The 23,542-nt window shown below is 66.0% G+C and carries 19 protein-coding genes; 11 read left to right on the top strand and 8 right to left on the bottom strand.

Features of this window, described 5'->3' with window-relative positions:
• Positions 1-64: 64 nt before the first annotated feature.
• From KSS93_RS00570 to KSS93_RS00595, 6 genes are all read left to right on the top strand, one after another.
• A complete protein-coding gene (locus KSS93_RS00570) occupies positions 65-553 on the top strand; it encodes an Hcp family type VI secretion system effector (RefSeq protein ID WP_217841329.1) in 489 nt (162 codons plus the stop codon).
• Positions 554-712: 159 nt separating this feature from the next.
• Entirely contained in the window at positions 713-1,228 is a 516-nt protein-coding gene (tssE, locus tag KSS93_RS00575) for a type VI secretion system baseplate subunit TssE (protein ID WP_217841328.1), read from the top strand.
• Complete coding sequence (tssF, locus tag KSS93_RS00580) at positions 1,225-3,087, top strand: type VI secretion system baseplate subunit TssF (RefSeq protein ID WP_217886732.1); 1,863 nt, start codon at positions 1,225-1,227, stop codon at positions 3,085-3,087. The genes tssE and tssF overlap by 4 nt, the downstream gene beginning before the upstream one ends.
• A 14-nt stretch (positions 3,088-3,101) precedes the next feature.
• Positions 3,102-4,100 (top strand): type VI secretion system baseplate subunit TssG, encoded by a 999-nt coding sequence (gene tssG / locus KSS93_RS00585; protein ID WP_217888655.1) that lies wholly within the window; start codon positions 3,102-3,104, stop codon positions 4,098-4,100.
• Positions 4,093-6,768: a type VI secretion system ATPase TssH gene (gene tssH, locus KSS93_RS00590; protein WP_217886733.1), complete on the top strand. Its 2,676-nt coding sequence runs from the start codon at positions 4,093-4,095 to the stop codon at positions 6,766-6,768. Before tssG ends, tssH begins: the two co-directional genes overlap by 8 nt.
• An 11-nt stretch (positions 6,769-6,779) precedes the next feature.
• Positions 6,780-8,708, top strand: a complete 1,929-nt coding sequence (locus tag KSS93_RS00595) for a type VI secretion system Vgr family protein (protein WP_217886734.1) — start codon at positions 6,780-6,782, stop codon at positions 8,706-8,708.
• A 306-nt stretch (positions 8,709-9,014) separates the two neighbouring features.
• Here KSS93_RS00595 and mutM read toward each other — a convergent pair whose 3' ends face one another.
• The gene (mutM, locus tag KSS93_RS00600) at positions 9,015-9,827 is read right to left on the bottom strand and encodes a bifunctional DNA-formamidopyrimidine glycosylase/DNA-(apurinic or apyrimidinic site) lyase (RefSeq protein WP_217886735.1); all 813 of its coding nucleotides are present in this window, start codon (positions 9,825-9,827) and stop codon (positions 9,015-9,017) included.
• A gap of 3 nt (positions 9,828-9,830) precedes the next feature.
• Positions 9,831-10,649, bottom strand: coding sequence for an HDOD domain-containing protein (locus KSS93_RS00605; protein ID WP_217888656.1), 819 nt, complete (start codon positions 10,647-10,649; stop codon positions 9,831-9,833).
• Positions 10,650-10,886: 237 nt separating this feature from the next.
• On the opposite strand from KSS93_RS00605, the gene KSS93_RS00610 reads away from it, so the two are divergent.
• Positions 10,887-12,083, top strand: a complete 1,197-nt coding sequence (locus tag KSS93_RS00610; RefSeq protein WP_217886736.1) for a class I SAM-dependent rRNA methyltransferase — start codon at positions 10,887-10,889, stop codon at positions 12,081-12,083.
• A gap of 171 nt (positions 12,084-12,254) precedes the next feature.
• On the opposite strand, the gene KSS93_RS26415 is transcribed toward KSS93_RS00610, so the two are convergent.
• Positions 12,255-12,761 (bottom strand): PI-PLC domain-containing protein, encoded by a 507-nt coding sequence (locus KSS93_RS26415; RefSeq protein ID WP_225917279.1) that lies wholly within the window; start codon positions 12,759-12,761, stop codon positions 12,255-12,257.
• A complete protein-coding gene (locus tag KSS93_RS26420) occupies positions 12,719-13,330 on the bottom strand; it encodes a phosphatidylinositol-specific phospholipase C domain-containing protein (RefSeq protein WP_225917281.1) in 612 nt (203 codons plus the stop codon). Before KSS93_RS26420 ends, KSS93_RS26415 begins: the two co-directional genes overlap by 43 nt.
• 337 nt (positions 13,331-13,667) lie before the next feature.
• Between KSS93_RS26420 and ilvD the strand changes: the two genes are divergently transcribed.
• On the top strand, positions 13,668-15,509 hold the full coding sequence (gene ilvD, locus KSS93_RS00620; protein WP_217886737.1) for a dihydroxy-acid dehydratase: 1,842 nt from the start codon (positions 13,668-13,670) through the stop codon (positions 15,507-15,509).
• Between the two features lie 161 nt (positions 15,510-15,670).
• Here ilvD and KSS93_RS00625 read toward each other — a convergent pair whose 3' ends face one another.
• A complete protein-coding gene (locus tag KSS93_RS00625) occupies positions 15,671-16,729 on the bottom strand; it encodes an HAD family hydrolase (RefSeq protein WP_225917282.1) in 1,059 nt (352 codons plus the stop codon).
• Between the two features lie 240 nt (positions 16,730-16,969).
• On the opposite strand from KSS93_RS00625, the gene KSS93_RS00630 reads away from it, so the two are divergent.
• A complete protein-coding gene (locus KSS93_RS00630; RefSeq protein WP_217886738.1) occupies positions 16,970-18,361 on the top strand; it encodes an L-cystine transporter in 1,392 nt (463 codons plus the stop codon).
• 66 nt (positions 18,362-18,427) lie between these two features.
• Here KSS93_RS00630 and KSS93_RS00635 read toward each other — a convergent pair whose 3' ends face one another.
• Complete coding sequence (locus KSS93_RS00635; RefSeq protein WP_217886739.1) at positions 18,428-18,943, bottom strand: dihydrofolate reductase; 516 nt, start codon at positions 18,941-18,943, stop codon at positions 18,428-18,430.
• A 54-nt stretch (positions 18,944-18,997) separates the two neighbouring features.
• Here KSS93_RS00635 and KSS93_RS00640 point away from each other — a divergent pair, with 54 nt between their 5' ends.
• Both KSS93_RS00640 and KSS93_RS00645 read left to right on the top strand, forming a co-directional pair.
• Positions 18,998-20,389 carry a DUF2868 domain-containing protein gene (locus KSS93_RS00640; RefSeq protein WP_217888658.1) on the top strand — a complete coding sequence of 464 codons (1,392 nt, stop codon included), beginning with the start codon at positions 18,998-19,000 and terminating at the stop codon, positions 20,387-20,389.
• Entirely contained in the window at positions 20,382-21,746 is a 1,365-nt protein-coding gene (locus tag KSS93_RS00645; RefSeq protein WP_217886740.1) for a GTPase/DUF3482 domain-containing protein, read from the top strand. Before KSS93_RS00640 ends, KSS93_RS00645 begins: the two co-directional genes overlap by 8 nt.
• 84 nt (positions 21,747-21,830) lie before the next feature.
• Here the strand turns inward: KSS93_RS00645 and KSS93_RS00650 are convergent, their stop codons facing one another.
• Positions 21,831-22,355: a phosphonate degradation HD-domain oxygenase gene (locus tag KSS93_RS00650; RefSeq protein WP_437182086.1), complete on the bottom strand. Its 525-nt coding sequence runs from the start codon at positions 22,353-22,355 to the stop codon at positions 21,831-21,833.
• 142 nt (positions 22,356-22,497) lie between these two features.
• Positions 22,498-23,520 (bottom strand): putative 2-aminoethylphosphonate ABC transporter substrate-binding protein, encoded by a 1,023-nt coding sequence (locus KSS93_RS00655; protein WP_217886742.1) that lies wholly within the window; start codon positions 23,518-23,520, stop codon positions 22,498-22,500.
• Positions 23,521-23,542: the final 22 nt, after the last annotated feature.

Genomic DNA, 23,542 nt, shown 5'->3' on the forward strand with positions numbered 1-23,542 from the left:
TTGCCCGCGATGGGCGGCGTAGCCGCCCCCGTACCGTCAACCGACATGGAATCCCGAGGACATCATGGCTGTAGATATTTTCATCAAGATCGGCGACATCAAGGGCGAGTCCCAGGACAAGGCCCACAAGGACGAAATCGACGTGCTGAACTGGAGCTGGGGCATGTCCCAGTCCGGCAACATGCACATGGGCAGCGGCGGCGGTTCGGGCAAGGTCAACATCCAGGACCTGTCGATCACCAAGTACATCGACAAGTCCAGCCCCAACCTGATGGCCCACTGCTCCAGCGGCAAGCACATCGACAAGGTCAAGCTGACCGTGCGCAAGGCCGGTGGTGAAAGCCAGGTGGAATACCTGATCCTCAACCTCGAAGAGGTGCTGATCAGCTCGCTGAGCACCGGCGGTTCGGGCAGCGACGACCGCCTGACCGAAAACGTGACCCTGAACTTCGCCAAGGTCACCGTCGACTACCAGCCGCAGAAAGCCGACGGCAGCAAGGAAGGCGGCCCGGTCAAGTACGGCTGGAACATCCGCTCCAACGTCAAGATCTGACCTGGCCAACATCTGTGGGATATCCCTGGCCAACTGCGGTTCCTGTGAGAGCGGGCTTGCCCGCGAAGCAGGCAACACGGTGGATGGCACCGGCTATGCCGGTGTTCGCGGGCAAGCCCGCTCCCACAGGTCCAGCGACCTGACGAGAGACTTCCTGAAGTGGTAGCCGAAATCGCCACCCGCGACCGCCTGCAGCCCTCGCTGCTCGATCGCCTCACCGACGACGACCCGGGCAACCCGCAGGAAGCCCCCGACAAGCGCGTGCTCAGCCTGCAGCAACTCAAGGCCTCGGTGCTGCGCGACCTGGCCTGGCTGCTGAACACCACATCATTGCTGGACAGCGCCGCCACCCTGAACACCCACGCAGGTGCCTCGGTGGTCAACTACGGCCTGCCGGCATTGGCCGGCAACAGCGCCTCGAACATCGACCTCACGGCCCTGGAGCGCATCATCCACCAGGCCATCGCCACCTACGAACCACGCATTCTCGCCCACACCCTCAAGGTGCGCGCCCAGGCAGCGCCTGGCGAGATGAACGCCAACGCCCTGAGCTTCGAGATCGAAGGCGACCTGTGGGCGCAGCCGGCGGCACTGCCGCTGCTGCTACAGACCGACGTCGACCTTGAGTCCGGCCATGTGCGCGTGGCCCCCGCCGAGCGCCGGAGGCGTGCATGAACCCGCGCCTGCTCGAGCTGTACAACCAGGAGCTGCAGCACATCCGCGAGGGTGCTGCGGAATTTGCCAAGGAATACCCGAAGATCGCCGGGCGCCTGACGCTGTCGGGCATCGAGTGCGCCGACCCGTATGTGGAGCGCCTGCTCGAAGGCTTTGCCTACCTGACTGCTCGGGTGCAGCTCAAACTCGACGCCGAGTACCCGACCTTCACCCACAACCTCCTGGAAATCGCCTACCCGCACTACCTGGCGCCAACCCCGTCGATGACCGTGGTACAGCTGCAGACCGACCCCGACGAAGGCTCGTTGGCGGCAGGTTTCCAGCTGCCGCGCGCCAGCGTGCTGCGCGCCAACCTGGGCCGCAACTCGCAAACCCCGTGCGAGTTTCGCAGCACCCAGGATGTAACCCTGTGGCCACTGCAGGTGGCCCGCGCCGAATACTTCGGCAACCCCGGCGCCGTGCTCGGCCGCCTGGCCGCCAGCGAGCCCAAGGCCCGCGCCGGCCTGCGCCTGACCCTGCGCAGCGGCGCCGAAATTCCGTTCAGCAGCCTGCCGTTGACGCACCTGCCGCTGTACCTGAACGGCGCCGACGAAACCCCGTTCCGCCTGTACGAGCAACTGCTGGGCGCCGCCTGCGCGGTGTTCGTGCGCCAACCTGGCGCCGACTGGGTCGAACGCATTCCGGTGGAAGAGGCCCTGCAGCCTTGCGGCTTCGACGACGCCGAAGCCGCGCTGCCGGTGGTGCCCCAGGCGTTCCAGGGCTACCGCCTGATGCAGGAATACTTCGCCCTGCCGCAGCGTTTTCTGTTCGTCGACTTCGCCGGGCTGGAACGTGCGGTCAAGCGCTGCGACGGCCAGGAGCTGGAAATTCTGGTGCTGTTCGAGCGCTTCGACCAGGCGCTGGAAAGCAGCGTCGGCGCCAGCCAGCTGGTGCCGTTCTGCACCCCGGCGATCAACCTATTCCCGCGCCGGGTCGACCGCATTCACCTCACAGACCGGGTCAACGAGCACCATGTGATCGCCGACCGCACCCGGCCCACCGATTTCGAGATCCACTCGCTGCAACAGGTGACCGGCCACGGCACCGGGCCGGACCAGCCGTTTCTGCCGTTCTACGCCGTGCGTGACCCGTCGCGCTATGGCCGCGACCAGGCCTATTACATCGTGCGCCGCGAGCCGCGGGTGCTGTCCAGCGAGCAGCGGCGCAACGGCACGCGCTCCAGCTACATGGGCAGCGAGACCTTCGTCAGCCTGGTCGATGGCCAGCAGGCGCCGTACCGCCACGACCTGCGCCAGCTGGGCATCAGCGCCCTGTGCAGCAACCGCGACCTGCCGCTGTTCATGAACGTGGGCGACGGGCGCAGCGACTTCAGCCTGGCCGACAGCGCCCCGGTGGCCGCCGTGCGCTGCCTGGCCGGCCCCAGCCGGCCCAAGGCCAGCCACGCCCACGACAACCGTGCTTGGCGCCTGATCAGCCAGCTGTCGCTGAACTACCTGTCGCTGGCCGAACAAGGCCAGGGCGCAGCGGCCCTGCGCGAGTTGCTGCGCCTGTACGGCGACCCGCACGACAGCGCCCTGCAGCTGCAGATCGACGGCCTGCGCGAAGTCAGCAGCAAGCCTTGCACCCGGCGTTTGCCGATGCCCGGGCCGATTGTCTTTGGCCGGGGCCTGGAGATCACCCTGACCTTCGACGAGAACGCCTTCCGCGGCACCGGGGTGTTTCTGCTGGGGGCGGTGTTCGAGCGCTTCTTGACCCGCTACGTGTCGATCAACAGCTTCACCGAAACCGTGCTGCGCACCAGTGAACGGGGCGAGATCATGCGCTTCAAAGCCAAGCCCGGGCGCAGGCCAACCCTGTGAGTACCTTACAGGCCATGCAGGCCGAGCCCTGGGAGTACGACTTCTTCCAGGCACTGCGCCGCCTTGAGGCAGAAAACCCCGAGCTGCCGCGCTTCGGCCACTCGCTGCGCCTGAGCGACGAGCCGGTGCGCCTGGGCCAGCGCCTGGACTGCGGCTTTGCCCCGGCCACCCTGGCCTCGGTGTCGGCAAGCGAGGAAGGCCCGGCGCGCCTGGAGCAGTTTTTCTTCGGCCTGGGCGGGCCCAACGGCCCGCTGCCGCTGCACCTGACCGAGTACATGCGCGAGCGCCAGCGCAATCACGCCGACCCCACCAGCAAGCGCTTTCTCGATGTGTTCCACCACCGGTTGCTGAGCCTGTTCTACCGCGCCTGGGCCGAGGCCCGGCCAACGGTCAGCCACGACCGCCCGGGCGATGACTACTGGGCCGCGCGCCTGGCGGCGCTGAGCGGCCGTGGCCAGCCGGAGCTGCAACAGCAGGGGCCGCTGGCCGACACCGCCAAGCTGCACTGGTCCGGCCACCTGGCCGCGCAAACCCGCTACCCGGACGGGCTGTGCAGCATTTTGGCCGGTTACTTCGGCGTGCCGGTAAAGCTCGAAGAGTACGTCGGCCAGTGGCTTGAGCTGCCCGAGCGCAGCCAGCTGGGCGTGCGCGCCAACCGGGTTGGCGTCGATTTGTGCCTGGGCCGCTATGTATGGGACCGCCAGCACAAGTTCCGCCTGTGCCTGGGCCCGCTCAGCCTCGACCAGTACCACGCCCTGCTGCCCGGCGGCCAGGCGTTCGTCGAGCTGGCGGCCTGGGTCGCCGAGTACCTGGGCCAGGAGCTGGACTGGGACCTCAACCTCATCCTCGCGCAGGCCGAAGTGCCGGCGCTGCAACTCAATGCCGGCCAACGCCTGGGGTTCGATACCTGGGTCGGCCGCCCGTCGCACGATGCAAACGACCTGAAGCTTGCCCGGTACTACGCCGAGCAGCCGGTCGCCGCCCCCCACACAAGGAGCCAGGACCATGGGTGAAATCAGCCGCGCCGCGCTGTTCGGCAAGCTCAACAGCGTCGCCTACAAGGCCATCGAGGCCGCCACCGTGTTCTGCAAGCTGCGCGGCAACCCCTACGTGGAGCTGGCGCACTGGCTGCACCAGTTGCTGCAGCTGCAAGACAGCGACCTGCACCGCATCATCCGCCAGTTCAACGTGGAGCCGGCGCGCCTGGCCCGCGACCTGACCGACGCCCTGGACCGCCTGCCGCGTGGCTCGACCTCGATCACCGACCTGTCTTCGCAGGTGGAGGAGTCGGTGGAGCGCGGCTGGGTGTACGGCAGCCTGCTGTTCGGCGAAAGCCAGGTGCGCACCGGCTACCTGCTGGTGGGCATCCTCAAGACCCCAAGCCTGCGCAATGCGCTGCTGGGGCTGTCCAGCGAGTTCGCCAAGCTCAAGGCCGAAACCCTGACCGAGCGCTTCGACGAGTACGTGGGCGACTCGCCCGAAAACAACCTGGCCGCCAGCGACGGCTTCAGCGCCGGCGTGCCCGGCGAGGCCAGTGGCGCCGTAGCGCCAGCGGCCATGGGCAAGCAGGAGGCGCTCAAGCGCTTTACCGTCGACCTCACCGAACAGGCCCGCAGCGGCAAGCTCGACCCCATCGTCGGCCGTGACGAAGAGATCCGCCAACTGGTGGACATCCTCATGCGCCGCCGGCAGAACAACCCGATCCTCACCGGCGAGGCCGGTGTGGGCAAAACCGCGGTGGTCGAAGGCTTTGCCCTGCGCATCGTCGCCGGTGACGTGCCGCCGGCACTCAAGGATGTCGAGCTGCGCAGCCTGGACGTCGGCCTGCTGCAGGCCGGCGCCAGCATGAAGGGCGAGTTCGAACAGCGCCTGCGCCAGGTGATCGAGGACGTACAGGCCTCGCCCAAGCCGATCATCCTGTTCATCGACGAAGCCCACACCCTGGTCGGCGCCGGTGGCGCAGCCGGCACCGGTGACGCCGCCAACCTGCTCAAGCCGGCCCTGGCCCGCGGCAGCCTGCGCACCGTGGCGGCCACCACCTGGGCCGAATACAAGAAGCACATCGAGAAAGACCCGGCCCTGACCCGCCGCTTCCAGGTGGTGCAGGTGGACGAGCCGAGCGAGCCGAAAGCCCTGTTGATGATGCGCGGCGTGGCCTCGACCATGGAAAAGCACCACCAGGTGCAGATCCTCGACGAAGCGCTGGAAGCGGCGGTGAAGCTGTCGCACCGGTACATTCCGGCGCGCCAGCTGCCGGACAAGTCGGTGAGCCTGCTGGACACCGCCTGCGCCCGCGTGGCCATCAGCCTGCACGCGGTGCCGGCCGAGGTGGACGACAGCCGCCGGCGCATCGAGGCGCTGGAGGTGGAGCTGCAAATCATCGCCCGCGAAGCGGCCATTGGTGTGGACACCAAGCAGCGCCAGGCACAGGCCGAAACCCTGCTGGGCGAGGAACGCGAGCGCCTGGCCCAGCTGGAAAGCCGCTGGGCCGAAGAGAAAGCCTTGGTGGACGAGCTGCTGGCGACCCGCGCACAACTGCGCGAACAGGTGGGCGTGGTGGACCGTGAAGTCGAGGTGCAAGGCAGCCACGAGCTGCGCGAAAAACTCATCGACCTGCAGCAACGCCTGAGCGCCTTGCAAGGCGAGAGCCCGCTGATTCTGCCAACCGTCGACTACCAGGCCGTGGCCTCGGTGGTGGCCGACTGGACCGGTATCCCGGTGGGGCGCATGGCGCGCAACGAGATCGAGACCGTGCTCAACCTCGACAGCCACCTGGCCAAGCGCATCATCGGCCAGGACCACGCGCTGAAGATGATCGCCAAGCGCATCCAGACCTCCCGCGCAGGCCTGGACAACCCCAACAAGCCGATCGGCGTGTTCATGCTCGCCGGCACCTCCGGGGTAGGCAAGACCGAAACCGCGCTGGCCCTGGCCGAGGCCATGTACGGCGGTGAGCAGAACCTGATCACCATCAACATGAGCGAGTTCCAGGAAGCCCACACGGTGTCCACCCTCAAGGGCGCCCCGCCCGGCTACGTGGGCTACGGCGAAGGCGGCGTGCTGACCGAGGCGGTGCGCCGCCGGCCGTACAGCGTGGTGCTGCTGGACGAGGTGGAAAAGGCCCACCCCGATGTGCACGAGATCTTCTTCCAGGTGTTCGACAAGGGCGTGATGGAAGATGGCGAAGGCCGCCAGATCGATTTTCGTAACACCCTGATCCTGCTGACCACCAACGCCGGCACCGAGCTGATCGCGCGCACCTGCAGCGACCCGCAGGCGCTGCCCGACCCGGAGGCCGTGGCCACCTCGCTGCGCCAGCCGCTGCTGGAGATTTTCCCGCCGGCGCTGCTCGGGCGCCTGGTGACCATCCCCTACTACCCGCTCAGCGACGCCATGCTCAAGGCCATCACCCGCCTGCAGCTGGAGCGCATTCGCAAGCGCGTGGAGGGCACCCACAAAGTCGGTTTTGCCTACGACGACGGCGTGGTGGATGTGATCGTCTCGCGTTGCAGCGAGACCGAAAGCGGTGGCCGCATGATCGACGCCATTCTCACCAACGGCCTGCTGCCAGACATGAGCCGCGAGTTCCTGACCCGCATGCTCGAGGGCAAGCCGCTGGCCAGCGTGCGCATCAGCGGGCGCGACAACGACCTGCACTATGACTTCGGCACTGCCGACTGACGGGGCCGACGATGCTGTTCAAGCAGTTCACGCGCCTGGCGCAGATCAACAGCCCGCTGGGGCCGGACAAGCTGATTTTGGCCGAAATGGGCGGCAGCGAAGAGCTCGGCCGCCTGTTCGACTACGAGCTGCAGCTGACCAGCGACGACCCTAACATCGACCTCAACCAGCTGCTGGGCAAGCCCATGAGCCTGAGCGTGCAGATGGGTGTGGGCAGTTCGCGGCACTTTCATGGCATCGTCGCCCGTTGCAGCCAGTCGGTGGACCAGGGCCAGTTCGCCGCCTACCGGGTAACCCTGCGCCCGTGGCTGTGGCTGCTCAGCCGCACCAGCGACTGCCGGATCTTCCAGCACCAGAGCGTGCCGCAGATCATCAAGCAGGTATTCCGCGACCTGGGCTTCTCGGACTTCGAGGACGCCCTGAGCCGCAACTACCGCGAACGCGAGTACTGCGTGCAGTACCGCGAAACCAGCTTCGACTTCGTCAGCCGGTTGATGGAAGAAGAAGGCATCTATTACTTCTTCCGCCACGAGCAGGAGCGCCACGTGCTGGTGCTGGCCGACGCCTATGGTGCGCACCAGAAGGCCCCGGGGTACGAGAGCGTGCCCTACTACCCGCCTGACGGCCAGCACCGCGAGCGCGACCATATCAACGACTGGCACCTGGCCCAGGAGGTGCAGCCGGGGTCGATGGAGCTCAACGACTACGACTTCCAGCGCCCCAGCGCGCGCATCGACGTGCGCTCGGCCATGCCGCGCCCGCACCAGGCTGGCGACTACCCGCTGTACGACTACCCCGGCGCCTACGAGCAGACCCAGGACGGCGAGCACTACGCGCGCACCCGGCTCGAGTCGCTGCAAAGCCTGCACGAGCGCATCGAACTGCGCGGCAACGCCCGGGGCCTGGGCAGCGGCCACCTGTTCAGCCTCGAAGGCTTTACCCGCCAGGACCAGAACCGCGAATACCTGATCGTCGCTGCCCGCTACTACGTGCATCAGGAGCGCCTGGAAAGCGGCGGCGGCAGCGGCGCGGCGCAATTCGAGAGCAACCTCAGCTGCCTCGACGCACAGCAGAGCTACCGCCCGGTCAGCAGCACCCTGCGCCCGATCGTCAAAGGGCCGCAGACCGCCGTGGTGGTGGGCCCGGCCGGCGAGGAAATCTGGACCGACCAGTATGGCCGGGTGAAGGTGCACTTCCACTGGGACCGGCATGACCAGTCCAACGAGAACAGCTCGTGCTGGATTCGCGTGTCCCAGGCTACCGCAGGCAAGAACTGGGGTTCGATCCAGGTGCCGCGCATCGGCCAGGAGGTGATCGTCAGCTTCCTCGAAGGCGACCCCGATCGGCCGATCATCACCGGGCGGGTGTACAACGCCGAGCAGACGGTGCCCTACGACCTGCCCGGCAGCGCCACACAAAGCGGCATGAAGAGCCGTTCGAGCAAGGGCGGCACGCCGGCCAACTTCAATGAAATCCGCATGGAGGACAAGAAGGGCGCCGAGCAGTTGTACGTGCATGCCGAACGCAACATGGACAGCGTGGTGGAGCAAAACCAGACGCTGTCGGTGGGCATCAGCCGGATCAAGACCGTGGGCCTGGTGGAAGTCGCCACCATCGGCCAGGACCGCATCCGCTCGGTGCGCCAGCACGACACCCTGCAGGTGGGCGGCAACAAGCGCGACAGCGTCGGCGCCAACTACGTGATGGACGCCGGCGACAAGATCCGCCTGGTGTGCGGCGAGAGCGTGATCGAGCTGCTGGCCGACGGCAACATCAACATCAGCTGCAAGAATTTCAATATCCATGCCGGCGAGAACGGCATCATCAACACCGGCGGGCAGCTCGATTTGAACCTTGGCGGCGGGCCGGAGGCCAAGATCTCGGGGCAAGGGGACAAGACCGAGATCAGCGAGCGGGTGGACAAGGTGTTCAAGAAGTAAGGCGCGGTGGATGGCACCGGCTCTACCGGTGTTCGTGGTGGTCCGGCACTCCGGTAAACCCGCTCCTACAGAATTGTGCAAAACCTGGCTACAGCGCCGTACCTGTGGGAGCGGGCTTGCCCGCGAAACAGGCGACGCGGTGTATGGCACCGGCTTCGCCGGTGTTCGCGGGCAAGCCCGCTCCCACAGGGTCCGCGGCGGGCTCGTGCCCAGTGCTCGGCGCGACAGCGCAGCGCAAAAGGGCTGGGTGATCTCCTACAGGATTGCGCTAAGGCCAGCCCCAGTGCCGTACCTGTTAAATGCAGTTCAGCGCTGGCAGCGCGGGCAGAATGCGCTGGCGCGCTGGCCCAGGGTCACCGTGCGCAGCTCGGTGCCGCACACCTTGCACGGCTGGCCGCCACGCCCGTACGCGAACAGCGTCTGCTGGAAATACCCCGGCTGCCCGTCCCCGCCGATAAAATCACGCAACGTGGTGCCGCCCTGCTCGATGGCTGCGGCCAGCACCCGCTTGATTTCGATCGCAAGCTTCAGGTACCGCGCCCGGGAAATGCCACCCGCCGGGCGCCGTGGGTCGATGCCGGCAGCAAACAGCGCCTCGGTGGCGTAGATGTTGCCCACCCCCACCACTACGGCGTTGTCCATGATGAACGGCTTGACCGCCATCGCCCGCCCGCGGGACAGCTGGAACAAACGCTCGCCGTCGAACAGGTCGGTCAAAGGCTCCGGCCCCAGGCGCAGCAGCAGCTCGTGGTTGAGCGCATCGAGGCTCCAGAGCATGGCGCCGAAGCGTCGTGGGTCGGTGTAGCGCAGCATCAGCCCCGACTCAAGCTCGATGTCCACATGCTCGTGCTTGCCCGCCGGCAAGCCCAGCTCGACCAGGCGCAAATTGCCCGACATGCCCAGGTGGCTGATCAGCGTGCCCACCTCGGCATTGATCAGCAGGTACTTGGCGCGCCGCTCGACGCTGACGATGCGCTGCCCCGACAAACGCACGTCGAGGTCTTCGGGGATCGGCCAGCGCAGGCGCCGGTCGCGCACCACCACGCGGCTGACGCGCTGGCCTTCCAGGTGCGGGGCGATGCCCCGGCGGGTGGTCTCGACCTCTGGCAATTCCGGCATCGGTCAGTGCCCGCCCAGTTCGCGGATGTTCTGCTTGAGCTGCTCGAAGTCGTACTCGGTCAGGCCGATGTAGTCGAGCACCAGCGGGCCCACCACGTTCCACTCGTGGTCCACGCTCTGGTTGCCCAGCACCCGGTACGAGGCGCAGATGTGCTCGGCCATCTTCAGCACCGCCAGCAGGTTTTTCAGCTGGGTCTGGGTGTTGCGCGAGGACTCGTCGCGGAACACCGCCAGGGCGTTGTGGTGGTTGGCGATGGCCGCGCTGATGTGCTCCGGCAGGCGCCAGGACTTGGCGGTGAAGTAACCGACCACCGAGTGGTTGGTGTTGAAGGCGCGGTTTTCGGTGTCGACCACGCGCACTTCTTCACTGGCAGCGGCGTAGGACTGCTCCAGCACTTCCATGTAGTTGGGGAAGCGCTTGTGCATCAGTGGCACGCCGCAGTCGTGGAACAGGCCCAGGGTGTAAGCCTCGTCCACAGCCTGGATGCCGGTGCGCTTGGCCAGGGTCAGGCAGGTCATGGCCACGTCCTGGGCGGTGTCCCAGAAGCGGTTGAGGGTGACGATGGTCTCGTCGCTCATCTCGCCACGGATCGACTGGGCGTTGATCAGGTTGATGATCGAGCGGCTACCCAGCAGGTTCACCGCGCGCTGGATCGAGCCGATCTTGTTGGAAAGGCCGAACTGCGACGAGTTGACCAGCTTGAGCAGCGCACCGGCAAGGCCTGGGTCTTGCGAGATCAGCTTGGCGATGGTCTCCAGGTCCGGGTCGGGCATGTACTGCTCGAACTGCAGATCGACCATGATCTGCGGCTGCGGCGGGATGGTGATGCCTTGCAGGGCCTGCTGGATCTGTTCGGCGGTGAGTTCCTGGGACATGAGCACTTACTCCATGGGGACGGGCGAATTCTAACCCTGCAGTCCGCCAGGGCACCAATCAGTGGATCGTTCGTTCCAGTTTTTTCTTTAGAGCCGACCACCCAACCCCCACTTGGTCGCGCATGCGCGCCGAAGGTGGGGCCAACAGGCTATACTCCCGCTCTTTTTTCCCGGAGCGACGTCATGTCCCTGCCCAGCCTTCGCCTCAAAGCCAACGCCGACCGCCGCCTGCGCGCCGGCCACCTGTGGGTCTACAGCAATGAAGTCGACGTTGCCGCGACCCCGCTGCAGGGCCTGAAGGCCGGCCAGCAGGCCATCCTCGAAGCGGCCAACGGCAAGCCCCTGGGCGTTGTGGCCCTGAGCCCGAACAACCTGATCTGCGCACGCCTTTTGTCGCGCGACATCAAGCTGGCGCTGGACAAGTCGCTGCTGGTGCACCGCCTGAACGTGGCCCTGTCGCTGCGCGAGCGCCTGTTCGACAAGCCGTGCTACCGCCTGGTGTACGGCGATTCCGACCTGCTGCCGGGCCTGGTCGTTGACCGCTTCTTCGACATTCTGGTGGTACAGCTGGCCTCGGCCACCATGGAAGCGCACAAGCATGACGTGATCGCCGCCCTGGTGCAGGTACTCAAGCCCAGCGGCATCCTGTTCAAGAACGACTCCGCCGCGCGTGACGCCGAAGGCCTGGAGCGTTACGTAGAAACCGTCTACGGCGAAGTACCGGACTGGGTCGCCCTGGAAGAGAACGGCGTGAAGTTCGAAGCCCCGGTGCGTGAAGGGCAGAAGACCGGCTGGTTCTACGACCACCGCATGAACCGTGCGCGCCTGGCACCCTACGTGAAAGGCAAGCGGGTGCTGGACCTGTTCAGCTACATCGGTGGCTGGGGCGTGCAGGCCGGCGCGTTCGGCGCCAGCGAAGTGTTCTGCGTGGATGCCTCGGGCTTTGCCCTGGACGGCGTCGAGCGTAACGCCCAGCTGAACGGCATCGGCGACAAGCTGACCTGCATCGAAGGTGATGTGTTCGAGGCCCTGCGCGAGCTCAAAGCCGCCGAAGAGCGCTTTGACGTGATCGTTGCCGACCCGCCCGCCTTCATCAAGCGCAAAAAAGACCTGAAAAACGGCGAGGCCGCGTACCGCCGCCTCAACGAACAGGCCATGCGCATGCTGAGCAAGGACGGCATCCTGGTCAGCGCCTCGTGCTCGATGCACCTGCCCGAGGATGACCTGCACAACATCCTGCTGACCAGCGCCCGCCACCTGGACCGCAACCTGCAGCTGCTCGAGCGCGGCGGCCAGGGCCCGGACCACCCGGTGCACCCGGCCATCAGCGAAACCCGCTACATCAAGAGCATCACCTGCCGCCTGCTGCCCAACAGCTGATCGGCAGCACAGGGGCCACTCTGCGGCCCCTGTGCTGCCTTAGCCGCGAAGCAGGCACCGCGCCAGATGGCACCGGCTTCGCCGGTGTTCGCGGCTAAAGCCGCTTACAGGATTGCGCCGCGCCTGAACCCTGCGCTGGACCTGTAGGAGCCGGCTGTGCCGTGCGCCCGTTCAACGCCCAAGATCATGGGTGGGGTGATGGTTGTTGGCGATGATGTTGGCGATCAACGACTCACCGGGAAAGTCCGCCATGATGATGCCTACGGTCCGTTGAAGCGGTGCAGGGCCGTTCAGGTCCTTGATATCGTCGCGGGCAAGGGTGTTGGTGCCCTCGAAGGAAATCGAGCAGACCCGCACCAGGCAAGTTGTCCGTGGAAAGAACGGGTACCAGTCGACATCACCCAGGGCCAGCAGCCCGGTGGACAGCCGGGCCGCATCCGTTGCGGAGCTGACATGCCCGCTGGCGACAAAATAAGGAAATGACCCGACACTGCCGGACAGGTAGTTCACATAGAACGTACCTGGGTCGCCCCCCGCGGCGCGGTGCAGATGACGCCGGACTTTGAGGTACTTTTCGTGCAGGTCCCAGTTGGTTTTAAGGGTCGAGTCGTCCTGGATATCGAAGCGTGAATAGTTCAGCCCCAGGGTGTTGAGTTCGGCGATATTGGACAGCAGCACGAACTTCCCGCGCGCCTGGCCGAGTGTGACGTCGCTTGCGGGCGACTTGAGGAACACGCCCGAGAACTGCTCCATGTAACGGTTGAAGACCTGCGCCAGGCTATGGTCGCGTCGCTGGCGGCGGTGTGCTCTTCCTTGATGCGAAACAGCACGGTTTCGCTGGGGTTCGCCTTGAGAAAGCGCTCAATCGACTGCAGTGCGTTGCCGAACATCTTGTCCAGATAAACCGGGCCATGGTGCAGCGCGAACGCGTCGCCCGTACGTCGGATGCGCAGGTCAAGCACGCGGATGCCATATTTGAGCTGCTCATCGAAATTGAGTGTCTGGGTGCGCACGATGTCGTCGACGATTGGAAACACACTGGTATCGAAAGTGGCCGAATCATGGGTGCCGGCAAGGGCCAGCTCGCTCAACCGCACGTTGTCGCGAATTGCACTCATCCAGGCGCTCTTGTCGGTGAACGCATCCTTGGCGTCGTGGGAATAGGCATCGTCAGAGTGGGCGAAAGCCGGGCTGGCAAGCGCGTAGAAAAGCCCGAGCATGCCGAGCACAGGGTGGAGCAGTTGCATGGGGTGTCCTCCTGGACAACGGGAACTACGGCCACCCTAGGCGGCTGGCGAGCCGCAAGGCGTTAGATAGTTACCCTGCCTGCCCGGGAAGCTTGCGCAGGCATGACCGATTCTCGGCTCGCTTGCGCTTGACCATTCCCTCTGCGCCCCAGCGGTGTAGAATCGGCCTATTCATCGCCAGTCATCCCCGGCGGGTTTATGAGCTCTGGTCGAGCCTGCGGCGATCCCGCGCGGACATCGGCCCCCATCCTTGCCGCTGGCAACCGGCCACGGCGTTTCAGGACAAGAGAAGCTCACTCTCCTACTAGTGACCTGATTAAGCCGCCCGGAGCAGCCAATGCCTGATTATCGTTCCAAGACCTCCACCCACGGCCGCAACATGGCCGGCGCCCGTGCCCTGTGGCGCGCCACCGGGATGAAGGACGAAGACTTCAAAAAGCCGATCATCGCCATCGCCAACTCGTTCACCCAGTTCGTCCCGGGCCACGTGCACCTGAAGGACCTGGGCCAACTGGTCGCCCGCGAGATCGAACGCGCCGGTGGCGTGGCCAAGGAATTCAACACCATCGCCGTGGATGACGGCATCGCCATGGGCCACGACGGCATGCTGTACTCGCTGCCCAGCCGCGAGATCATCGCCGACGCCGTCGAGTACATGGTCAATGCCCACTGCGCCGACGCCATCGTGTGCATCTCCAACTGCGACAAGATCACCCCCGGCATGCTGATGGCTGCCCTGCGCCTGAACATTCCGGTGATCTTCGTCTCCGGCGGCCCGATGGAAGCCGGCAAGACCAAGCTGGCCAGCCACGGCCTGGACCTGGTCGATGCCATGGTGATCGCCGCCGACACCAGCGCCAGTGACGAGAAAGTCGCCGAGTACGAGCGCAGCGCCTGCCCGACCTGCGGTTCGTGCTCCGGCATGTTCACCGCCAACTCGATGAACTGCCTGACCGAAGCGCTGGGCCTGGCCCTGCCGGGCAACGGTTCGACCCTGGCCACCCACTCCGACCGCGAGCAGCTGTTCCTCACCGCCGGGCGTACCATCGTGGAGCTGTGCAAACGTTACTACCAGGAAAACGACGAGTCGGTGCTGCCGCGCAGCATCGCCAACTTCAAGGCGTTCGAGAACGCAATGATGCTGGACATCGCCATGGGCGGCTCGACCAACACCATCCTGCACCTGCTGGCCGCGGCCCAGGAAGGCGAGGTGGCGTTCGACCTGCGTGACATCGACCGCCTGTCGCGCAAAGTGCCGCAGCTGTGCAAGGTGGCGCCGAACATCCAGAAGTACCACATGGAGGATGTGCACCGCGCTGGCGGCATTTTCAGCATCCTCGGCTCGCTGGCCCGTGGCGGCCTGCTGCACACCGACCTGCCGACCGTGCACAGCCGCAGCATGGAGGAGGCCATCGCCAAGTGGGACATCACCCAGACCGATGATGAAGCCGTGCACACCTTCTTCAAGGCAGGCCCGGCCGGCATCCCGACGCAAACCGCGTTCAGCCAGTCGACCCGTTGGGAAACCCTCGACGACGACCGCGAAAACGGCTGCATCCGCAGCTTCGAGCACGCCTACTCGCAAGAAGGCGGCCTGGCCGTGCTGTACGGCAACATCGCGCTGGATGGCTGCGTGGTGAAGACCGCCGGCGTGGACGAGTCGATCCATGTGTTCGAGGGCACCGCGAAGATCTTCGAGAGCCAGGACAGCGCCGTGCGCGGCATCCTCGCCGATGAAGTGAAGGCCGGTGACATCGTGATCATTCGCTACGAAGGCCCGAAAGGCGGCCCGGGCATGCAAGAGATGCTCTACCCGACCTCGTACCTGAAGTCCAAGGGCCTGGGCAAGGCGTGCGCCCTGCTCACCGACGGCCGTTTCTCGGGCGGCACCTCGGGCCTGTCCATCGGCCACGCCTCGCCGGAAGCCGCCGCAGGCGGCGCCATCGGCCTGGTGCAGGACGGCGACAAGGTACTGATCGACATCCCCAACCGTTCGATCAACCTGCTGGTCAGCGACGAGGAGCTGGCAGCGCGCCGCGTCGAACAGGACAAGAAGGGCTGGAAGCCGGCCGAAGTACGCCCACGCAAGGTGACCACTGCGCTGAAGGCCTACGCCCTGCTGGCCACCAGTGCCGACAAGGGTGCGGTGCGTAACAAGGCGATGCTCGAAGGGCTGTGAGGCTTTGAGTGGATAAAAACCGGCGCCTGGTGCGCCGGTTTTTTTTGCAGCCTGTCCGGGCCCTTTCGCGGGTAAACCCGCTCCCACAGGTACCGCACAACCCTTGAAGGCAGTGACAATCCTGTGGGAGCGGGTTTACCCGCGAAGAGGCCGATACAGGTTTACTGAATCTGCTCCGGCGTCACGACCACCCAGTTCTTGTCCGCCGTCACCGGCAACCCTTCCCTGGCCTGGGCCGCGGCATTTTTGCTGATCATCCCGTTCAACTGGTCAATGTACTTGGCCTTGCGGTTTATCCACAGGTGGATGCCGCCCTTGTTCACATCCACACCATGGAACTGCATGTAGCCATCACTGGTAGGCGTGTCGCCGCCCACCAGCACCGGCTTCTTCCATTCATCGATGTAGGTGAGGATGGCCGCCTGCTTGCCGGCCATCCAGGTGGCCGGGGTCCACAGGTAGGGGGTCAGCTCGAGGTTTTCGTTGGCCTTGGCGTCATAGTGCCCGGCGCTGATCTGCTTGCGCGCGGTGGTCAGCTGGCCGCTCTGGCGGTCCTTGAGCAGCAGGCTGACGCCGATCACGTTCTGTGGTTTGACGTTGTAGCCGTACTTGGGGTCAGAGGCGACCATGCGCACCAGCTCCTCGGAGGCGGCGGAGATCACGTACACCTCGATGCCGTTCTCCATCAGCTTGTTGTACAGCTCGGCCTGGCCTGCGAAGACCTTCGGCGGCTGCACCTCGGTGCTCTTGAGCTGGTCACCCTCGAAGTAGGTGGCCGGCACCGGCTTGCCCGAGGCCATCAGCTCGTCCACCTGCACCTTCAACTCCTTGAGGGTGAAGCCCGAGAACACCTGGGCCACCCAGGGGTAGCAGACCATGTCGTCGAGTTCGCACAGGCGGTAGTAGTAGCTGAACAGGCTTTCCTTGTGCCCGGCGGTGTCCTTGAACGGGATCAGCTTGAGCGAAGGGTCGAGCTTGTCGCGGCTCAGCAGGCCCTTGTTCTCCATGAACGGCAGCAGCGCTTCTTCGAGGTCGTAGCGATAGCTGGTGTTGTCCATGTCGAACACCGCGTAGTTGCCCTTGTTGGCATTGGCGGCAATCATCGCGTCCAACTGCCTGGCGGCTTCGGCCGGCCAGTGCTTGAGCTCGGTGGCCGCCCAGCTGCTGGCACTCAGCAACAGGGCCAGGCCGCCGGCAACGAGGCTTGGAACAGACTTCATGGGCAATTCTCCAAAGACGTGGCCGTTCAACCCTAGACGCCTTTGGTGACAAACGGTCGCTTGTGACCGACGCTGAAAAAGCCCTCAGCGCCCCCGGCATATTCAATAGCGACATCGCGTTATGCCAAAAACGACTATGCCCATTACTTTTGGGTATAAATTCGTTTGTTTTCAGGCTGTTAGCATTTGCGTTCGCAATCGCTCACAGAAGCGATGCCTTTTTTGAATTCTGGAGCTGCAATGAACCTGCCCCTGTTTCTAAACCTGCTGGCGTTTCTGGCGCTGTTGCTGGGCCTGTCGCAAACCGGCCGCACCCACTGGAGCCTGGCCAAGAAAGTGCTGCTGGGCCTGGCCCTGGGCGTCGGCTTCGGCCTGGTGCTGCACAGCATCTATGGTGCCGGCCACCCGGTACTCAAGGCCACCATCGGCTGGCTCGACCTGGTCGGCAACGGCTACGTCGGCCTGCTGCAGATGATCGTCATGCCGCTGATCTTCGCCTCGATCCTCAGCGCCGTGGCCCGCCTGCACAACGCATCGAGCCTGGGCCGCATCAGCGTGCTGAGCATCGGCACGCTGCTGCTGACCACCGCCATCGCCGCGCTGCTGGGCATTGTGCTGAGCAACCTGTTCGGCCTGAGCGCCGAGGGCCTGGTGGCCGGCGCGCAGGAAAGCGCACGCCTGCAGGCCATTCACAGCGACTACGCAGGCAAGGTTGCCGACCTCAACATCCCGCAGCTGCTGCTGTCGTTCATCCCGAGCAACCCGGTGGGCGACCTGGCCCGGGCCAAGCCGACCTCGATCATCAGCGTGGTGATTTTCGCGGTGTTCCTGGGCCTGGCCGCGTTGCAGTTGCTCAAGGATGACAAGGACAAGGGCGAGCGTGCGCTGTCGGCCATCGACGTGCTGCAAGCCTGGGTGATGCGCCTGGTGCGCCTGGTGATGAAGCTCACCCCCTACGGCGTACTGGCGCTGATGACCAAGGTGGTGGCCAGCTCCAACCTTGAAGACATCCTCAAGCTGGGCAGCTTCGTGCTGGTGTCGTACATCGGCCTGGGCCTGATGTTCGTGGTGCACGGGGTGATCCAGGCCATGACCGGGGTCAACCCGCTGCGCTTCTTGCGCAAGGTGTGGCCGGTGCTGACCTTCGCCTTCACCAGCCGCTCCAGCGCGGCCAGCATCCCGCTGAACATCGAGGCGCAAACCCAGCGCCTGGGTGTGCCGCAGTCAATTGCCAGCTTCAGCGCCTCGTTCGGTACCACCATCGGCCAGAACGGCTGCGCCGGCCTGTACCCGGCCATGCTGGCGGTGATGGTGGCGGCGGCAATGGGCATCAATACCTTCGACCCGCTGTGGATCGCCACCCTGGTGGCCATCGTCACCCTGAGCTCGGCGGGTGTTGCCGGCGTTGGCGGCGGTGCGACCTTCGCCGCGCTGATCGTGCTGCCGGCCATGGGGCTGCCGGTTGAGCTGGTGGCGCTGCTGATTTCGGTGGAGCCGCTGATCGACATGGGCCGCACCGCGTTGAACGTGAACGGTTCGATGACCGCGGGCGTGGTGACCAGCCAGTTGCTCAAGCAGACCGACCAGCAGGTGCTGGGCGGCGATGAGCATGCGCAGCTGAGCCACAGCTGAAAACCATCGCGGGGCAAGCCCGCTCCCACGCAGATCCGTGGGAGCGGGCTTGCCCCGCGATGCGATCTAGATTTTGTCCCACACCTCGAAGTGATATGCAGGCTTGCCTTCCTCAGCCTGCGCCTCGCTCGAAGCCAGCGTCCACTGCGCCTTGTCGAACTCGGGGAACCACGCATCCCCCGCGGGCGACAGCTCCACCCGGGTCAGGTACATACGGCTCACCAGCCCCTTCTCCAGCGCCTGTGCATAAAGCTGCGCCCCGCCGATCAGCATCAGCTCGTCGACGCCTTGCTCGCGCGCCCACTGCTCGGCCCGCACCAGAGCGGCTTCCAGCGAGGCAAATACCTCTGCCCCTTGCAACTGCAGCCCGGCCTGGCGGCTGACCACGATATTCAAACGCCCGGGCAATGGCCTGCCCAGCGAGTCCCAGGTCTTGCGGCCCATGATGATCGGCTTGCCCAGGGTGGTGGCCTTGAAGTACTTGAAGTCCCCCGGCAGGTGCCAGGGCATGGAATTGTCGATGCCGATCACGCGGTTCTCGGCGAGCGCCGCGATCAGGCTGAGGGGGAGTGAGGTAGTCATGGCGGCGAGGATAGCACCGGGCACGTGGGTTATGCTTGCCCCCTGACCTGTGCACTGGAAGACCTTGTGACTGCACCGACACCACTGGACAAACGCTGGCTCACCGAAGCGGTGCGCCTGCGCGAGGAACACGCCGGCCCCTTGGAAGACCAGGAGGCCAACCGCCGCGCCCGCCAGCAGGGCGGCGACCTGGCGGCGCGCGTCGAGGCCCGCGCGCTGTGGCTGGCCGAACGCGACGGCATGGCCGAGGCCCTGCGCCACTGGAAGCAGGGCGCGCGCCTGGCACTGCTGGCGCTGATCATCGCCGCCGTGCTCAGCGGCGCCGGCCTGGGCCTGGCGGCGCTGGGCGACGGGCAGCGGCCGGTCAATGTGTTCTGGGCCCTGGGTAGCCTGCTGGGGCTCAACCTGCTGTTGCTGATCGGCTGGGCCCTGGGGTTTTTCTTCGCAGGCGAACAGGGCGCGGCATTGGGCCGAGTGTGGCTGTGGCTGAGCGAACGCCTGGCCCGCGATGCCAAGGCCGCGCAACTGGCGCCGGCATTGCTGGTGCTGCTGCAGCGCCAGCGCCTGAACCGCTGGCTGCTGGGCTTGCTGGTACACAGCCTGTGGCTGTTGGCGATGTTGGCAGCCCTGGGCATGTTGCTGGCGCTGCTGGCCACGCGGCGCTATGGCTTCGTCTGGGAAACCACGCTGCTGGCTGCCGACCCCTTCATCACCCTGACCCAGGCCCTCGGCGCACTGCCCTCGCTGCTGGGTTTTGCCGTGCCGGACGAGGCAATGATCCGCGCCAGCGGCGCCAGCCTGCCGGCACTGGATATCGCCCGCCAGGCCTGGGCCAGCTGGTTGCTCGGCGTGGTGCTGGTGTACGGCCTGCTGCCGCGCCTGGTGCTGGCGGCGCTGTGCCTGTGGCGCTGGCGCCAGGGCCGTGAGCGCCTGACGCTGGACCTGAGCCTGCCCGGCTACGCGCAACTGCGTGAGGCGCTGATGCCGCGCAGCGAACGGATTGGCGTGCAGGACGCCGCCCCCGACAGCCTGCCGCATTTCGCCGCCGGCCAGCTGGAAAGCGCCAGCACTGGCGCCCTGCTGGTGGGCCTGGAGCTGGACGAACAGCGCCCCTGGCCGCCCGCCCTGCCCCATGGCATCACCAACGCCGGGGTGCTCGACAGCCGCGAGTCGCGCAACAAGCTGCTGGAACAGCTCAGCCGCTTCCCGCCGGCGCGCCTGGCGATTGCCTGCGACCCGCGCCGCTCGCCCGACCGTGGCAGCCTGGCGCTGCTGGCGGAGCTGGCGCGCAATGCCGGCGCCACGCGTATCTGGCTGCTGCAGGCCGAGCCCGGCCAGGCCATCGATGCCGCGCGCCTGGGTGACTGGCACGAGGCCCTCGACCGCCTCGGCCTGCCCCACGCCGACACCTCGCCTTTGACCTGGCTGGAGCATGGCCATGACTGAGCCGCTGAAACTGGCCGTGGTCGGCCACACCAACGTTGGCAAGACCTCGCTGCTGCGCACCCTCACCCGCGACGTCGGCTTTGGCGAAGTGTCGCACCGCCCCAGCACCACCCGGCATGTCGAGGGGGCCCGGCTGTCGGTGGACGGCGAGCCGCTGCTGGAGCTGTACGACACCCCGGGCCTGGAAGACGCCATCGCCCTGCTCGACTATCTGGAGCGCCTGGAGCGCCCCGGCGAGCGGCTGGATGGCCCGGCCCGGCTTGAGCGCTTTCTGCAGGGTAGCGAGGCGCGCCAGCGCTTCGAGCAGGAGGCCAGGGTGCTGCGCCAGTTGCTGGCCAGCAATGCCGGGCTGTACGTGATCGACGCCCGCGAGCCGGTGCTGGCCAAGTACCGCGACGAACTGGAGGTGCTGGCCAGTTGCGGCAAGCCGTTGCTGCCAGTGCTCAACTTCGTCGCCAGCGATTCGCACCGCGAGCCACAGTGGCGCGAAGCCCTGGCACGCCTGGGCCTGCATGCGCTGGTGCGCTTCGACAGCGTGGCCCCGCCTGAGGATGGCGAACGGCGCCTGTACGAAAGCCTGGCGCTGCTGCTGGAAGACGCCCGCCCGGCCCTGCAACGGCTGATCGACGACCAGCAGGCCCAGCGCGAGGCGCGCCGGCACAGCGGCAAGCGGCTGATTGCCGAACTGCTGCTGGACTGCGCTGCCTGCCGGCGCAGTGTCGAGGCCGAGCCTGCCGCCGAAGCCCGCGCCGTCGAGGCGCTGCGCCAGGACGTGCGCCAGCGTGAGCAACGCTGCGTGGAGGCATTGCTCAAGCTGTATGAATTCCGCCGCGAGGACGCCAATGCTGGCGACCTGCCGTTGCTCGACGGGCGCTGGGGCGATGACTTGTTCAACCCGGAAACCCTCAAGCTGCTGGGCGTGCGCCTGGGCAGCGGGGTGGCGGCCGGTGCGGCGGCGGGCGCCGGGGTGGACCTGCTGGTGGGTGGCCTGACGCTGGGCGCCGCGGCCTTGGCCGGGGCAATTGCCGGGGGCGCGGTGCAAACGGCGCGCAACTATGGCTCGCGGCTGCTGGGCAAGCTCAAGGGCAAGCGCGAGCTGACCGTGGACGACACGGTGCTGCGCTTGCTGGCGTTGCGTCAGCAGCAGTTGATGGTGGCACTGGAGGGGCGTGGGCATGCAGCGCAGGACAGCATTCGGCTGGGGGCCCTGGACGAAAAGGCCTGGCGCGAAGGCAAGTTGCCCGAGGCGCTGGGCAAGGCCCGGGCGCATCCGCAGTGGTCGACCTTGAACCCGGGGAGCAAGGTCAACCAGGCAGAGCGCCAGGAGCAGTTGGAGGCGTTGGTTTTGCAGATCTGATTCGGCAGTTCCGGCCTTATCGCGGGGCAAGCCCGCTCCCACGGAGGTCTCGGCGTGGGAGCGGGCTTGCCCCGCGATAGGGCCTCAAAGCAGCGCCCGGGCCATGGCCTTCAGCACCTCAATGTCCACCAACGCCACCCCCACCTCCTTGGCCATTTCATCCCACTCACGCATGCGCAGGCTCACGGCAAACAGCGGGTCACGTTCGAACGCATCGGCCTCGGCGTCGTTCATCACCCCGCCCTGATACGCCAGCGTGCGCCGGCTGGCCTCGCTCAAGCGCTGGTAGTAGCCGGGCTGGCGCAAGGTCAGGTAGCGCTTGGCCTCGACGTGGTATTGCACCAGCCGCGCCAGGCGCTCGCTGAAGCCCGCCCGGCGCAGGTACTCGGCGCCGATGCGCTCGTGGCTGGCAACGCCAAAGCCGCCCATCTGCTCGCCTTCGCACAGGTGGCCGATGTCGTGGAAGAACGCCGCCAGCACCACCTCGTCGTCATAGCCCTCGGCCATGGCCAGCTGGGCGGCCTGGGACATGTGCTCGAGCTGGGTGATGGCTTCGCCGATGTAGTCGGTGCTGCCGTGGTGCTGGTAGAGGGCGAAAATCTGGTCCATGGTGGGCATCTGGCTTTGCTCGAGGCTGAATTCAATGTTGCCTGTCAGTAAGCATTCGCGGGCAAGCCCGCTCCCACAGGTGTAGCGCAGCGCCAAAGGCAGCGCGATTGCTGTAGGAGCCGGCTTGCCGGCGATGGGGCCCTTACTGCTGGGCGACTTTCTCCGACTTGCCGTCATAACGCTTGCGCCACTCGCTCAAGATCTGGTCGCGGTTCTTCGAGGCCCAGGCGAAGTCGTTCTTGATCAGGCGCTGTTCGTAGTCCGCCGGCAGTTCGGTCTGCGGCTTGGCGATGCCCGGGGCGGCCAATACGGCGAAGTTCTCCTTGTACAGCTCCATGGCGGCCGGGCTTGCCGAAAAATCAGCCAGGCGCTTGGCCGCATCGGCCTTGGGCGAGCCCTTGATCACCGCAGTGGCCTCGATCTCCCAGCCCAGGCCTTCCTTGGGCAGTACGATATCCAGCGGCGCGCCTTGGCGCTTGAGCTGCACGGCCGGGTACTCGAACGAGATGCCGATCGGGAACTCGCCGGCGGCGGCCAGCTTGCACGGCTTGGAGCCGGAATGAACGTACTGGCCGATGTTCTGGTGCAGGGCGTCCATGTAGGCCCAGCCCTGGGGCTCGCCGAAGGTCTGCAGCCAGGCGCTTACATCCAGAAAACCGGTGCCCGACGAGGCCGGGTTGGGCATGACGATCTTGCCCTTGTACTCAGGCTTGGTCAGGTCCTGCCAGCTTACCGGCTTGCTCAGGCCCTGCTTTTCGGCTTCGACGGTGTTGAAGCAAATGGTTGCGGCCCACACGTCCATGCCTACCCAGGCCGGCGGGTTGGCGGCGTCGCGATAGTTGCCGGAGATCTTGCCCAGATCCTTCGGCGCGTAGGCTTCGAGCATGCCGTTCTGGTCGAGGATGGCCAGGCTGGAGGCGGCCAGGCCCCACACTGCATCGGCTTGCGGGCGGTCTTTCTCGGCCAGCAGCTTGGCAGTGATGATGCCGGTGGAGTCGCGCACCCACTTGATCTCGATGTCCGGGTTGGCCTTTTCGAAGGCCTGCTTGTAGCTCTTGAGCTGCTCGGCCTCCAGGGCGGTGTAGACGGTCAGCTGGGTAGCGGCCGAGGCCTGCAGGCTGAACACGGCGGATACGGCAGCGGCAAGTGCAAACGGCTTGAACATGATGCGTTTCCTATGGGTTGGG

Source organism: Pseudomonas xanthosomatis (assembly GCF_019139835.1).
Taxonomy (GTDB): domain Bacteria; phylum Pseudomonadota; class Gammaproteobacteria; order Pseudomonadales; family Pseudomonadaceae; genus Aquipseudomonas; species Aquipseudomonas fakonensis.

What these genes read in the sequence shown, in the direction of transcription:
- KSS93_RS00635 (WP_217886739.1), bottom strand. Translation starts at nt 18,943, where the DNA reads ATGACTACCTCACTCCCCCTCAGCCTGATCGCGGCGCTCGCCGAGAAC.
- KSS93_RS00650 (WP_437182086.1), bottom strand. Translation starts at nt 22,355, where the DNA reads ATGGACCAGATTTTCGCCCTCTACCAGCACCACGGCAGCACCGACTAC.
- tssH (WP_217886733.1), top strand. Translation starts at nt 4,093, where the DNA reads ATGGGTGAAATCAGCCGCGCCGCGCTGTTCGGCAAGCTCAACAGCGTC.
- tssF (WP_217886732.1), top strand. Translation starts at nt 1,225, where the DNA reads ATGAACCCGCGCCTGCTCGAGCTGTACAACCAGGAGCTGCAGCACATC.
- KSS93_RS00625 (WP_225917282.1), bottom strand. Translation starts at nt 16,729, where the DNA reads ATGAAGTCTGTTCCAAGCCTCGTTGCCGGCGGCCTGGCCCTGTTGCTG.
- tssG (WP_217888655.1), top strand. Translation starts at nt 3,102, where the DNA reads ATGCAGGCCGAGCCCTGGGAGTACGACTTCTTCCAGGCACTGCGCCGC.
- ilvD (WP_217886737.1), top strand. Translation starts at nt 13,668, where the DNA reads ATGCCTGATTATCGTTCCAAGACCTCCACCCACGGCCGCAACATGGCC.
- mutM (WP_217886735.1), bottom strand. Translation starts at nt 9,827, where the DNA reads ATGCCGGAATTGCCAGAGGTCGAGACCACCCGCCGGGGCATCGCCCCG.
- KSS93_RS00645 (WP_217886740.1), top strand. Translation starts at nt 20,382, where the DNA reads ATGACTGAGCCGCTGAAACTGGCCGTGGTCGGCCACACCAACGTTGGC.
- KSS93_RS00630 (WP_217886738.1), top strand. Translation starts at nt 16,970, where the DNA reads ATGAACCTGCCCCTGTTTCTAAACCTGCTGGCGTTTCTGGCGCTGTTG.
- KSS93_RS00610 (WP_217886736.1), top strand. Translation starts at nt 10,887, where the DNA reads ATGTCCCTGCCCAGCCTTCGCCTCAAAGCCAACGCCGACCGCCGCCTG.
- KSS93_RS00655 (WP_217886742.1), bottom strand. Translation starts at nt 23,520, where the DNA reads ATGTTCAAGCCGTTTGCACTTGCCGCTGCCGTATCCGCCGTGTTCAGC.
- KSS93_RS00595 (WP_217886734.1), top strand. Translation starts at nt 6,780, where the DNA reads ATGCTGTTCAAGCAGTTCACGCGCCTGGCGCAGATCAACAGCCCGCTG.
- KSS93_RS26420 (WP_225917281.1), bottom strand. Translation starts at nt 13,330, where the DNA reads ATGCAACTGCTCCACCCTGTGCTCGGCATGCTCGGGCTTTTCTACGCG.
- KSS93_RS00570 (WP_217841329.1), top strand. Translation starts at nt 65, where the DNA reads ATGGCTGTAGATATTTTCATCAAGATCGGCGACATCAAGGGCGAGTCC.